Annotated in this window: 3 protein-coding genes and 1 pseudogene; 2 read left to right on the top strand and 2 right to left on the bottom strand. The window is 64.5% G+C overall.

Annotated elements, in window-relative coordinates; translation table 11 throughout:
• Positions 1–75: 75 nt before the first annotated feature.
• Positions 76–684, bottom strand: a complete 609-nt coding sequence (gene metW / locus ACN8ZM_RS16660) for a methionine biosynthesis protein MetW (protein ID WP_043184718.1) — start codon at positions 682–684, stop codon at positions 76–78.
• Positions 681–1,826 (bottom strand): homoserine O-succinyltransferase MetX, encoded by a 1,146-nt coding sequence (gene metX, locus ACN8ZM_RS16655; RefSeq protein ID WP_420210329.1) that lies wholly within the window; start codon positions 1,824–1,826, stop codon positions 681–683. Before metX ends, metW begins: the two co-directional genes overlap by 4 nt.
• A gap of 668 nt (positions 1,827–2,494) precedes the next feature.
• On the opposite strand from metX, the pseudogene ACN8ZM_RS16650 reads away from it, so the two are divergent.
• Positions 2,495–2,626, top strand: a pseudogene (locus ACN8ZM_RS16650) (ESPR-type extended signal peptide-containing protein); the annotation flags it as partial.
• 60 nt (positions 2,627–2,686) lie between these two features.
• Positions 2,687–14,977 (top strand): YadA-like family protein, encoded by a 12,291-nt coding sequence (locus ACN8ZM_RS16645; RefSeq protein ID WP_420211007.1) that lies wholly within the window; start codon positions 2,687–2,689, stop codon positions 14,975–14,977.
• Positions 14,978–15,006 lie beyond the last annotated feature (29 nt).

Below are 15,006 nucleotides of genomic sequence, written 5' to 3'. Positions count from 1 at the left end.
GCGGCGGCGCGGGTCGCGCAGGGGCACGGCCGCACGTGCGTGCAGGCCGTCTGCGTTCGTCAACGGCCCCCCGGCTCAGCTGCGCTTGACGCGATAGACAGCAAGACTACCACGCCAGTTCGCTCCCCATCGAATCGGTTGGCCTTCGTGCAGCACCACGCGGTCGAGGATCGTCACGCCGACTTCGGGCGCGAGCGCCTCGAAATCCTCGATCGTCAGCACCCGGACGTTCGGCGTGTTGTGCCACTGGTAAGGCAGCGACTTCGACACCGGCATCCTGCCGTTCAGCACCGACAGCCGGTGCGGCCAGTAGCCGAAGTTCGGGAACGACACGATGCATTCGCGCCCGACCCGCGCGGTTTCGCGCAGGATCGCGGCCGTCTGGTGAATCGTCTGCAAAGTCTGCGACAGGATCGCGATGTCGAAGCTGTGATCCTCGAACAGGCGCAGGCCGTCTTCGAGGTTCTGCTGGATCACGTTGATGCCGTTCTTCGTGCTGGCGAGCACGCCGGCGTCGTTCAGTTCGATCCCGTAGCCGGTGACGTCCAGTTCTTCCATCAACAGCGACAGCAGCGAGCCGTCGCCGCAACCGAGGTCGAGCACCGTCGAGCGCGGTTCGACCCAGCGCGCGATCGTGCGGAAGTCCGCGCGCGCGGACAGGGAATTCAGCGCTTGCTGGTTCATGCGCTCACCTCGTTGGCGATTCGTTCGTAATACGCGCGGATCAGGTTGTGATAGCGCGCGTCGTCGAGCAGGAACGCGTCGTGACCGTGCGGCGCATCGATTTCCGCGTAGCTGACCGTGCGCTTGTTGTCGAGCAGCGCCTTCACGATCTCGCGCGAGCGGGCCGGCGCGAAACGCCAGTCGGTCGAGAAGCTCGCGATCAGGTATTTCGCCTGCGTTTGAGCGAGCGCGGCCGTCAGGTTGCCGTCGAACGCCTTGGCCGGGTCGAAGTAGTCGAGCGCGCGCGTGATCAGCAGGTAGGTGTTCGCGTCGAAGTAGTCGGCGAACTTGTCGCCCTGGTAGCGCAGGTACGACTCGACCTCGAATTCGACGTCGAAGCTGAAGTTGTACGCGTCGAGCGCGCCGTCGGCGCGGCGCAGCGCACGGCCGAATTTCTCGGCCATGTCGTCGTCGGACAGGTACGTGATGTGGCCGATCATCCGCGCGACGCGCAGGCCCCGCTTCGGCTTCACGCCGTGCGCGTAGTAGTCGCCGCCGTGGAAATCGGGATCGGACAGGATCGCCGAGCGCGCGACCTCGTTGAACGCGATGTTCTGCGCGGACAGCTTCGGCGTCGACGCGATGTCGATGCAGTGCGCGACGCGCTCCGGATACATCAGGCTCCATGCGAGCGCCTGCATCCCGCCGAGGCTGCCGCCCATCACCGCGGCGAAGCGCTCGATGCCGAATGCGTCGGCGACGCGCGCCTGCGCGTGCACCCAGTCCTCGACGGTGACGACCGGAAAGCGCGCACCGTACGGCTTGCCGGTCGACGGGTCGATGCTCATCGGGCCGGTCGAGCCGAAGCACGAGCCGAAGTTGTTCACGCCGATCACGAAGAAGCGGTTGGTGTCGAGCGGCTTGCCCGGGCCGACCATGTTGTCCCACCAGCCGGTGCTGCGCGGATCGTCCGCATAGACGCCGGCGACGTGGTGCGACGCGTTGAGCGCATGGCAGACGAGCACCGCGTTCGAGCGCGCGGCGTTGAGTTCGCCGTACGTCTCGACGACGAGCTGATAGTTGCCGATCACGCTGCCGCTTTGCAAGCGCAGCGGTTCGGCGAAGTGCATGGTCTGTGGAGCGACGATGCCGATCGATTCCATTCGTTCCGCCTTATGACTGGGCAGCTAAATGGTGTCGGCGAGGCGCGGAGTCGGAGATGCGCGGCTGACGACCTCTTTAGCCGCATTTGTAGTGAACCGCCGGGACACACGACGCATCGACATGCATCAAAGCCCCGGTCGGTTCGCGCGCCCGCAATCGAGTCAGCAAATCGGCGCGCTTCCGACCTGCCGCCCGAGGGGGCAGCAGTGGGCAAAGTATAGCGGATTTTCCAGGTGAGCGAGCGGTCCGGGCGACCGCGTTCGAGCCGGAGCCGACGCATGCCGTCTGGCGCCATTGTTCAACGAAACGCGTTGTCGCCGTGATTTTTTAATACAGAAAATATCGAATTGTTTGATGAAGGGTGCGACGGGCTAAATCCTTCAAATCCTGTAACGTTTATTCAAAATTAAAACTAATTCGTACAAGTTCCAATCGAATTTTATTTGATTTAGTTCGCGTCCTGTTTTTGAGATGTGGGCATGCCAATAGAGTTTCAACCAGCTTTCAGTATCCGGTTGAAACGTGCGATTTCGCAGCGCTGTCGGCATGATTTTTCACTCGTGTTCATGCGAATTCTCAGAATGCACGTTTCGCATTTCTTTCCGGAAAGCCGTAAGCGTTGAGCTACTTGTCACCGCTCTCGCCGAGTCGTCGCATCGATAGGGCTATGCAAAGCCGATGCGCGTCGTGGAGAGGTTTACCAAAGGAAAAGGTTCGTATGAACAAGTCGTATCGTGTCGTGTGGAACGCCTCGACCAGCACTTGGTGCGCGGCATCGGAAATTGCACGGGGGCGCTCGAAATCGTCGCGCTCCGCGAAATCGAAAATTGCGGCGGCCACCGCGCTTGTCGTGGCCTCCATGGGATCCGCCTATGCGGACGAAGTCGACGCGGCAGACCCGGCGCTCGACGATCCGATCCATCTGACCGACGCCAAGCAGGATGATCCGCAAGCGCTCAAGCGAAGTGGTCCCAATACCCGGGCAGTCGTGACCGACAACAGCGCCTACGTGAAGATCAATGCGAGTGGCGACGGCACGGATAACGCGTCGGCGTCGGGCTTGAACGCGCTGGCGATCGGCAGCAAGGCCGCGGCGAAGGGCGAGAATTCGGTCGCGATCGGCACCGGCGCGAGCACGCTTCCGACTACTTTGGGCGGCGGTGCGGTGGCGATCGGCAACTCGGCGTCGGCGGCCGGCAACAACGTCGCGCTCGGCGCCAAGGCGTCGGCACTCGGCGATCAAGGGGCGATTGCGCTGGGGGGCGGAGCCAATGCGTCCGGCAAGGCGTCGATCGCGCTGGGCAACGACGCACAGGCGAGTGGTTGGGGTGCCTATGCGCTGGGCCGGAAGGCGAACGCGGCGGCGGATTCCGCGCTGGCGATTGGCGATTCGGCGCAGGCGACGCGGGTAGGCACGACGGCGATCGGCAACGCGGCTGCTGCTGCCGCGGAAAATGCGATCGCCATCGGTCAGAACGCGGCGGCGCGCGGCGCCGACTCGCTGGCACTGGGTTCGTATTCGGAGGCTGACCGGGACCAGACGGTATCGGTCGGTATGGCTGGTTTCGAGCGTCAGATCGTCAACGTCGGGCGCGGCACGCAGGCGACCGACGCCGTCAACGTTGCACAGCTCAAGGGCGTGACCGACGCGCTGGGCGGCAATGCTGCCGTCGGCGCGGACGGCAACATCAAGAAGCCGGGCTACACGATCGCCGGCAAGACCTACGACAACGTCGGCGATGCGCTGCTGGCGGCATCTGAGTCGGGCGGCGGGGCGGAAAACGCGGTCGAGTACGACTCCACCGCGAAGAATTCGGTGACCCTCGGCGGCACCGGCTCGGCCGCGGTCAAGCTCACCAACGTGCGTGCGGCCACGCTGTCGGCGAACAGCACGGACGCCGTCAACGGCGCGCAACTGTTCGCGACCAACAATCGCGTGACCAACGTCGAGCAATCGCTGACCGATAGTGGCCTGATCGATCCGTCGACCGGCGAGTCGCTCGCGGTCGTCTACAAGGATGCGACGAAGAGCACCGTTGCGCTGGGCGGCACGGGCGGTACCGTCGTCACGAACGTGAAGGCCGGCAAGGTCACGTCGACCAGCAAGGACGCCGTGAACGGCGGTCAGTTGTACGACGTATCGTCGAGCGTCGCATCCGCACTCGGCGGCGAAACCACCGTCAATACGGACGGCACTCTTTCGAAGCCGACCTACAAGGTCGGCGACAAGACCTACAACAACGTCGGCGACGCGCTGCAGGCTGCTGCCTCCGCGGGCGGCGCAGGCGGCGAGGATGCGAACGCCGTGCATTATGACGGTGCGGGCAAGTCGAGCGTGACGCTGGGCGGCACGACTGCGACGAAGCCGGTCGCGCTGAAGAACGTCGCGACGGGCACGGCCGACACCGATGCCGTCAACGTGGCCCAGCTCCAGGGCGGCTTGAGCGACGTCAAGGACGAGATCAAGAAGGATCTCGGCGACGGCACGCTCGACATGAAGTACATCAAGGTCAACGCCACAGGCATGCAGGCCAATGCGTTGGGCAAGAACAGCGTGGCGATCGGTTCGCAGGCGAATGCGACGGGTACCGATACGCTGGCGATCGGTTCGGGCTCCCGGGCATCGGGCATCAACTCGATCGCGATCGGCGTCAACTCGGTTGCCGAGGGTGCCAATACCGTGTCGATCGGTGACGTGGGTGCGACGCGCCGGATCGTCAACGTCAGCGATGGTGTTGACGAAACCGATGCCGTCACCATGAAGCAGTTGACCGACGCGATGACCACTGCCAATACGCAGTTCGACAAGAAGATGACGCGGATGACGCGTGACACCCACTCGGAGCCGGGCGGCTTCGTCGCGATCGAAGGGTTGGGTGCGGACGGCAGCTTGCCGAACATTGCATCGATGAACGGCCGTGATCCGAAGTTGGGCACGGCTGCCGCTATTGGCGTCTCGAGTGGCGCCGGCGGGCTCAACGCGGTCGCAGTCGGTTTGCAGGCGGTCGCGAGTTCCGACCAGTCGGTGGCGATCGGCAGTATTGCCCAGACGGGGGTTGAGCAACCGTATTCGGTCGCGATTGGCAGCATGGTCACGACGAACGGCGCGGGCGCGCTGGCAATCGGTTCTCGTGCGAAGGCCAACGCCGAAAACGCGGTGGCGGTCGGCAACAACGGCGTAGCAGCCGTGGGCAAGAGCTCGATCGCGATCGGCGACAAGGCGATGACGGCGGCGGGTACCGTGAACAGCGTTGCGCTGGGCAAGTCGGCGAACGTCGCGCAAAACGTCACGGATGCGATGGCCCTGGGTGCCAACGCGAACGTGAAGTCGGGCAATAACGGCGGTATCGCACTGGGCGCCAATTCGGTCGCGGAGCGTGGCAATGCGCTCTCCATCGGGTCGACTTCGTTCCAGCGCCAGATCGTCAATGTCGCAAAGGGCACGCAGAACACCGACGCGGTGAACGTGAGCCAGTTGAAGGGCGTGACGGATGCGCTCGGCGGCGGTGCGGGCGTCGACACGGATGGCACCGTCAAGGCACCGACGTACACGGTCGGCGACACGACGTACAACAACGTCGGCGACGCGCTGGACGCGATGGCGAAGAACGGTGGCTCCGATCCGAACGCGGTCGCGTACGACAGCGAGACGAAGGACAAGGTGACGCTGGCCGGTAAGACGGGCACGACGCTGACGAACGTGAAGGATGGTGCACTGTCGGCGACGAGCACGGACGCGGTGAACGGCTCGCAACTGTTCGCGACGAACGAAAACCTGGGCAACCTGAAGGACGCGCTGACGGATGGCGGCGTCATCGACAAGACGACGGGTGAATCGCTGGCGGTGGTGTACGACAGCACGTCGAAGGACAAGGTGACGCTGGCCGGCGGCAAGACGGGCACGACGCTGACGAACGTGAAGGCCGGTACGGCTGACCTGGACGCGGTGAACGTGTCGCAACTGAAGTCGTCGGGCCTGATCGGCGAAGACGGCAAGTCGATCGCCGCGGTGACGTATGACAAAAATACGGACGGCACGGCGAACCACGAGTCGGTGACGCTGGCGGGCAAGACGGGTACGAAGCTGACGAACGTGAAGGCGGCCGAACTATCGGCGACGAGCACGGACGCGGTGAACGGTTCGCAACTGTTCGCGACGAACGAGAACCTGGGCGACCTGAAGGACGCGCTGACGGATGGCGGCGTCATCGACAAGACGACGGGTGAATCGCTGGCGGTGGTGTACGACAGCACGTCGAAGGACAAGGTGACGCTGGCGGGCAAGACGGGTACGACGCTGTCGAACGTGAAGGCGGGTACGGCCGACCTGGACGCGGTGAACGTGTCGCAGCTGAAGTCGTCGGGCCTGATCGATGGTGACGGCAAGTCGATTGCCGCGGTGACGTACGACAAGAAGGCGGACGGCACGCCGAACTACAACTCGGTGACGCTGGGCGGCGGGAAATCGACCGGCCCGGTGACGCTGTCGAACGTGGCACAGGGTAAGGCGAACACGGACGCGGTGAACGTCGAGCAACTCACGAAAGCGATCAGCGACGTGGAAGGCGGGATGAACCCGCTGGCGGTGTCATACGACAGCGTGGCGAAGGACAAGGTGACGCTGAAGGGCGAGAAGGGCACGACGCTGACGAACGTGGCGGCGGGCAAGGTGAGCGCGGACAGCACGGACGCGGTCAACGGCTCGCAACTGCACGGCACGGCGCAGAGCGTGGCAGACGCGCTGGGCGGCGGCACGACGGTGGACGAGAACGGCAAGCTGAAGGCGCCGACGTACACGCTGGCCGATCCGGCGGACGATACGAAGAAGGTCGATTACCACACGGTAGGCGACGCGCTGGAGAACCTTGACGGTCGAGTGGCCGGCAACACGGGTGACATCACGAACATCAAGAACCAGTTCACGGAAACGGGCCTGGTGGATGCGGATGGCGACACGCGTGCTGCGGTCGTGTACGACAAGAACAAGGACGGCACGCCGAACTACAAGTCGGCGACGCTGGCGGGTGACGGCGGCACGACGCTGTCGAACGTGGCGGCGGGCAAGGCGGACCTGGATGCGGTGAACGTATCGCAGCTGAAGTCGTCGGGTCTGGTTGGCGAGGACGGCAAGTCGCTTGCTGCGGTGACGTACGACAAGAACACGGACGGCACGGCGAACCACGAGTCGGTGACGCTGGCAGGCAAGACGGGCACGAAGCTGACGAACGTGAAGGCGGCCGAACTGTCGGCGACGAGCACGGACGCGGTGAACGGTTCGCAACTGTTCGCGACGAACGAGAACCTGGGCAACCTGAAGGACGCGCTGACGGACGGCGGTGTCATCGACGAAAAGACGGGTGAATCGCTGGCGGTGGTGTACGACAGCACGTCGAAGGACAAGGTGACGTTGGCGGGCAAGACGGGTACGACGCTGTCGAACGTGAAGGCGGGTACGGCCGACCTGGACGCGGTGAACGTGTCGCAGTTGAAGTCGTCGGGCCTGATCGATGGTGACGGCAAGTCGATTGCCGCGGTGACGTACGACCGTAACACGGACGGCACGCCGAACTACAACTCGGTGACGCTGGGCGGCGGGAAGTCGACGGGCCCGGTGACGCTGTCGAACGTGGCACAGGGTAAGGCCAACACGGACGCGGTGAACGTCGAGCAACTCACGAAAGCGATCAGCGACGTGGAAGGCGGGATGAACCCGCTGGCGGTGTCGTACGACAGCGTGGCGAAGGACAAGGTGACGCTGAAGGGCGAGAAGGGCACGACGCTGACGAACGTGGCGGCGGGCAAGGTGAGCGCGGACAGCACGGACGCGGTCAACGGCTCGCAACTGCACGGCACGGCGCAGAGCGTGGCGGACGCGCTGGGCGGCGGCACGACGGTGGACGAGAACGGCAAGCTGAAGGCGCCGACGTACACGCTGGCCGATCCGGCGGACGATACGAAGAAGGTCGATTACCACACGGTAGGCGACGCGCTGGAGAACCTTGACGGTCGAGTGGCCGGCAACACGGGTGACATCACGAACATCAAGAACCAGTTCACGGAAACGGGCCTGGTGGATGCGGATGGCGACACGCGTGCTGCGGTCGTGTACGACAAGAACAAGGACGGCACGCCGAACTACAAGTCGGCGACGCTGGCGGGTGACGGCGGCACGACGCTGTCGAACGTGGCGGCCGGCAAGGCGGACCTGGATGCGGTGAACGTATCGCAGCTGAAGTCGTCGGGTCTGGTTGGTGAGGATGGCAAGTCGCGTGCTGCGGTGACGTACGACAAGAACACGGACGGCACGCCGAACTACAAGTCGGTAACGCTGGCCGGTGTTGGTGGCACGACGCTGTCGAACGTGGCGGCCGGCAAGGCGAACACGGACGCGGTGAACGTGAGCCAGCTGACGGGCGTGACGAATGCGCTCGGCGGCGGTGCGGGTATCGACACCGATGGCACCGTCAAGGCGCCGACGTACAAGGTCGGCGACACGACGTACGACAACGTCGGCGACGCGCTGGACGCGATGGCGAAGAACGGCGGGTCCGATCCGAACGCGGTTGCATACGACAGCGCGTCGAAGGACAAGGTGACGCTGAAGGGCGAGAAGGGCACGACGCTGACGAACGTGGCGGCGGGCAAGGTGAGCGCGGACAGCACGGACGCGGTCAACGGCTCGCAATTGCACGGCACGGCGCAGAGCGTGGCGGACGCGCTGGGCGGCGGCACGACGGTGGACGAGAACGGCAAGCTGAAGGCGCCGACGTACACGCTGGCCGATCCGGCGGACGATACGAAGAAGGTCGATTACCACACGGTAGGCGACGCGCTGGAGAACCTTGACGGTCGAGTGGCCGGCAACACGGGCGACATCACGAACATCAAGAACCAGTTCACGGAAACGGGCCTGGTGGATGCGGATGGCGACACGCGTGCTGCGGTCGTGTACGACAAGAACAAGGACGGCACGCCGAACTACAAGTCGGCGACGCTGGCGGGTGACGGCGGCACGACGCTGTCGAACGTGGCGGCCGGCAAGGCAGACCTGGACGCGGTGAACGTATCGCAGCTGAAGTCGTCGGGTCTGGTTGGCGAGGACGGCAAGTCGATTGCCGCGGTGACGTACGACCGTAACAAGGACGGCACGCCGAACTACAGCTCGGTGACGCTGGGCGGCGGCAAGTCGGCCGGCCCGGTGACGCTGTCGAACGTGGCCAAGGGGCAGGCCGGCACGGACGCGGTGAACGTCGATCAACTGACGGATGCGATCCGTGACGTGGAAGGCGGGATGAACCCGCTGGCCGTGTCGTACGACAGCACGGCGCACGACAAGGTGACGCTGAAGGGCGTCGGCGGTACGACGCTGTCGAACGTGAAGGCCGGCAAGGCGGACACGGATGCGGTGAACGTGTCGCAGCTGAAGTCGTCGGGCCTGATCGATGGTGACGGCAAGGCGCTTGCTGCGGTGACGTACGACAAGAATGCGGACGGCACGCCGAACTACAAGTCGGCAACGCTCGCAGGCGGCGAGGGCGGCACGAAGTTGTCGAACGTTGCGGCCGGTACGAAGGACACGGACGCGGTGAACGTATCGCAGCTGAAGTCGTCGGGTCTGGTTGGCGAGGACGGCAAGTCGCGTGCTGCGGTGACGTACGACAAGAACGCGGACGGCACGCCGAACTTCAAGTCGGCGACGCTGGCCGGTGTCGGCGGCACGACGCTGTCGAACGTTGCAGACGGCAAGGCGGACAAGGATGCGGTGAACGTGTCGCAACTGAAGTCGTCGGGCCTGGTTGGCGAGGACGGTAAGTCGCGTGCCGCGGTGACGTACGACAAGAACGCGGACGGCACGCCGAACTACAAGTCGGCGACGCTGGCGGGTGTTGGCGGCACGACGCTGTCGAACGTGGCAGACGGCAAGGCCGACAAGGATGCGGTGAACGTATCGCAGCTGAAGTCGTCGGGCCTGATCGGCGACGACGGTAAGGCGCTGGCCGCACTGACGTACGACAAGAACGCGGACGGCACGCCGAACTTCAAGTCGGCGACGCTGGCGGGCGAAGGTGGCACGAAGCTGTCGAACGTTGCAGATGGCAAGGCGGACAAGGATGCGGTGAACGTATCGCAGCTGAAGTCGTCGGGCCTGATCGGCGAGGACGGCAAGGCATTGGCCGCGGTGACGTACGACAAGAACGCGGACGGCACGCCGAACTTCAAGTCGGCGACGCTGGCGGGTGTTGGCGGCACGACGCTGTCGAACGTGGCAGACGGCAAGGCCGACAAGGATGCGGTGAACGTATCGCAGCTGAAGTCGTCGGGCCTGATCGATGGTGACGGCAAGGCGCTGGCCGCAGTGACGTACGACAAGAACGCCGACGGCACGCCGAACTTCAAGTCGGCGACGCTGGCGGGCGAAGGTGGCACGAAGCTGTCGAACGTGAAGGCGGGTACGGCCGACGCGGACGCGGTGAACGTATTGCAGCTGAAATCGTCGGGCCTGATCGGCGACGACGGCAAGGCGCTGGCCGCACTGACGTACGACAAGAACGCGGACGGCACGCCGAACTTCAAGTCGGCGACGCTGGCGGGCGAAGGCGGCACGAAGCTGTCGAACGTGAAGGCCGGTACGGCCGACGCGGACGCGGTGAACGTATCGCAGCTGAAGTCGTCGGGCCTGATCGGCGACGACGGCAAGTCGCTTGCCGCGGTGACGTACGACAAGAACAAGGACGGCACGCCGAACTTCAAGTCGGCGACGCTGGCCGGTGTTGGCGGCACGACGCTGTCGAACGTGGCAGACGGCAAGGCTGACAAGGACGCGGTGAACGTGTCGCAGCTGAAGTCGTCGGGCCTGATCGGCGAGGACGGCAAGGCGCTTGCTGCGGTGACGTACGACAAGAACAAGGACGGCACGCCGAACTACACGTCGGCAACGCTGGCCGGTGTCGGCGGCACGACGCTGACGAACGTGAAGGCGGCCGAACTGTCGGCGACGAGCACGGACGCAGTGAACGGCTCGCAACTGTTCGCGACGAACGAGAACCTGGACAACCTGAAGGACGCGCTGACGGATGGCGGCGTCATTGACGAAAAGACGGGTGAATCGCTGGCGGTGGTGTACGACAGCACGTCGAAGGACAAGGTGACGCTGGCGGGCAAGACGGGCACGACGCTGTCGAACGTGAAGGCGGGTACGGCGGACCTGGACGCGGTGAACGTGTCGCAGCTGAAGTCGTCGGGCCTGATCGATGGCGACGGCAAGTCGATTGCTGCGGTGACGTACGACCGTAACACGGACGGCACGCCGAACTACAACTCGGTGACGCTGGGCGGCGGGAAGTCGACCGGCCCGGTGACGTTGTCGAACGTGGCAAAGGGCCAGGCCGGCACCGATGCCGTCAACGTCGACCAGTTGGATGACATGTATGACAAGCTCACCAACGGCGCGATCAATCTCAAGTACATCAAGGTCAACTCGGAAGGTCGCGATGCCGTTGCAATGGGTCCCGAAAGCGTGGCGATCGGTGCGAACGCCTGGGCAACCAGACCGCAAGCGATGGCAATTGGGTCGGGTTCGCGTGCGAACGGCCTCAACTCGGTGGCAATCGGCTTCAACTCGGTTGCCGACGACGACAACACCCTTTCGGTGGGTAACATCGGTGAAGAGCGCCGTATCGTTCACCTCGCCGCGGGTGTCGACGAGACGGATGCCGTCACCATGAAGCAGTTGACCGACGCGATGAGCACGGCCAATACGCAGTTCGACCAGAAGATGACGCGGATGACGCGTGACGCCCACTCGGCGCCGGGCAGCTTCGTCGCGATCGAAGGGTTGGGTGCGGACGGCAGCATGCCGAACATTGCATCGATGAACGGCCGCGATCCGAAGATGGGCACGGCGGCCGCCATTGGTGTCGGGAGTGGCGCCAGCGGGATCAATGCGATCTCGGTCGGTCTGCAGGCGGTCGCGAATTCGGACCATTCAGTGGCGATCGGCAGTATTGCCCAGACGGGAGTTGAGCAACCGTATTCGGTCGCGATGGGCAGCATGGTCACGACGAACGGCGCAGGCGCACTGGCAATCGGTTCCCGAGCGAAGGCCAATGCCGAAAACGCGGTGGCGGTCGGCAACAACGGCGTGGCAGCCGTGGGCAAGAGCTCGATCGCGATCGGCGACAAGGCGATGACGGCGGCGGGTACCGTGAACAGCGTTGCGCTGGGCACGTCGGCGAACGTTGCGCAAAACGTCACGGATGCGATGGCCCTGGGTGCCAACGCCAGCGTGAAGTCGGGCAACAACGGCGGTATCGCACTGGGCGCCAATTCGGTCGCGGAGCGTGGCAATGCGCTCTCCATCGGGTCGACTTCGTTCCAGCGCCAGATCGTCAATGTCGCAAACGGCACGCAGAACACCGACGCGGTCAACCTCAGCCAGCTCAAGGGCTTGGCCGACGTGGTCGGTGGCGGTACGGGCTTCGACGCGAACGGCGACGTGACCGCACCGACGTATACGATCGACGGCAAGGAGTACCACAACGTCAACGACGCGCTGCAGGCTGCGGCGAAGAGTGGCGGTGACGGCAGCAGCGGCGGCACGGATCCGAATGCGGTGGCCTATGACGGCGCGCTGAAGGACAAGGTGACGCTGGCCGGCGAGAAGGGTACGACGCTGTCGAACGTGGCCGCCGGTACGGCCGACACGGACGCGGTGAACGTGTCGCAGTTGAAGTCGTCGGGCCTGATCGACAAGGACGGCAACGCGGTGGCAGCGATGACGTACGACAAGAACGAGGACGGTACGCCGAACTTCAAGTCGGCAACGCTGGCAGGCGAAGGCGGTACGACGCTGTCGAACGTTGCGGCCGGTACGAAGGACACGGACGCGGTGAACGTATCGCAACTGAAGTCGTCGGGGCTGGTTGGCGAGGACGGCAAGGCGCTGGCCGCACTGACGTACGACAAGAACGAGGACGGTACGCCGAACTTCAAGTCGGCGACGCTGGCAGGCGTTGGCGGTACGACGCTGTCGAACGTGGCGGCCGGTACGGCTGACACGGACGCGGTGAACGTGTCGCAGCTGAAGTCGTCGGGTCTGATCGGCGAGAACGGCAAGGCGCTCGCGGCCGTGACCTATGACACGCACCCTGACGGCACCACGAACTTCGCTTCCGTGACGTTCGGTGGCATGAATGCCGGCGTCCCGGTCGCACTGCATAACGTTGCTGCCGGCACGGCATCGACGGACGCGGTCAACGTGTCGCAGTTGACGGGCGTGACCGACATCATCGGCGGTGGTGCTGGCATCGATTCGGACGGCAAGGTCACCGCACCGGTCTATAACGTCGACGGCAAGGATTACACGTCGGTCGGCGATGCCATCAAGGCCCTGGAGCAGCGTGAGGGCGGCACCGGCAACGGTACGAACCCGAACGCAGTCGTCTATGACGATGCAACCAAGGCGGCGGTGACGTTGGCAGGTACGAAGGGCACGGTGATTCGTAACGTCGCGGACGGTTCGCTTGGCGAGACCAGCACCGAGGCTGTCAACGGCAGTCAGGTGAATTTCCTGGCTCAGAGCATCGCGGATAGTCTCGGCGGCGGGGCGACGTTCGACCCGAAGACCGGCGATATCTCGGCGCCGACGTATGAACTGACCGCAGCGGATGGCTTGAAGAACACGTACGACAACGTCGGCGACGCGTTCAAGCATGTCGACGAGCGCGTGTCGACGCACACGACGCAGATCGAGACGCTGCAGAAGGGTGTCGCGAATGCGGTTCAGTACGACGATGAAAAGCACGCCTCCGTCACGTTTGGTGGTGCAGGTGCGGCGCCCGTCACGCTGAAGAACGTCGCGGACGGCGTCGGCGAGACCGATGCGGTCAACGTGCGGCAACTGCGCTCGGCCGGCCTGGTTGGTGAGGACGGCAAGCTGCAATCGGCGGTCGTGTACGACAAGAACGCGGACGGCACGACGGACTACGGTTCGGTGACGCTCGGTGGAGTCGGCGCGGCGGCACCGGTCGCCCTGCACAACGTCGCGGCCGGCAAGGTTGCGACGGATGCGGTGAACGTCAGCCAGTTGAGTGGCGTGACCGATGCGCTCGGTGGCGGTGCGAAGATCGACGAGGAAGGCAAGGTCGTTGCGCCGACCTACAACGTCGGTGGAGACACCTTCCACAACGCAGGCGATGCACTGCACAACATCGACAACCGGGTCACGCAGATCCAGGACAACCTGGGTGAGGCCACGAAGCTGGTTGGCGCTGTCGCTTACGACAAGAACGGCGACGGCACCGTGAACTTCAACAAGGTGACGCTGGGCAATGGCTTGTCCTCGGGGCCGGTGGTGCTGACCAACGTCGCGGACGGCAAGAGCCAATACGACGCCGTGAACTACGGTCAGTTCTCGAAGCTGGAAGGGCGTGTCAAGGATATCGACGACCGCCTGACCGTGGCGACCACGCCTGGCGACGGTAATGGCAACAACGGCAACAACGGCGGTTCGGGCAAGAACGGCAACGACCTGATTCACGGCACGGGCGGCAGCGGCAAGGACAGTGCCGAGATCGTCGCCGCGAATCCGGGCAACGGCAACGGCAACATCGCTGTCGGCTCCGGCTCGCAGATCGTGGATGGCAAGAACAACGCCACGGCAATCGGTGCCGGTTCGAAGGTTCAGGCCGACGACGGTACGGCGCTGGGTCACGGCGCAACCGTGTCGTCCGGTGCGACCAATTCGGTTGCGCTGGGCAGCGGGTCGAAGGCAACCGAAGCCAACACCGTGTCGATCGGTTCGGATGGCCACGAGCGCCGGCTCGTCAATGTCGCGGATGCCGTGAACAAGACGGATGCCGTCAACAAGGGGCAGCTCGACCGGGCGATCGGCGGGATGCAAGGTCAGATCAACGACATGTCGCGTAACGCCTATTCGGGTATCGCGGCGGCCACGGCGTTGACGATGATTCCGGGTGTCGATCCGGGCAAGACCTTGTCGTTCGGTGTCGCAGGTGGGTCGTACAAGGGCTATCAGGCAGTCGCGATGGGCGGTGAAGCGCGCATCACGGAAAACCTGAAGATGCGTGCCGGCGTTGGTCTCAGCAGCGGTGGCAATACCTTCGGCGTAGGCGCGTCGTATCAGTGGTAAGGCGGTCATGCGGGCCATTCGGCCCGCGT

It is taken from the genome of Burkholderia aenigmatica, from assembly GCF_048627025.1.
Classification (GTDB): Bacteria; Pseudomonadota; Gammaproteobacteria; order Burkholderiales; family Burkholderiaceae; genus Burkholderia; species Burkholderia aenigmatica.
Note: the sequence above shows the minus strand (reverse complement) of the source record. Positions and strands in the feature narration are given on the sequence as shown.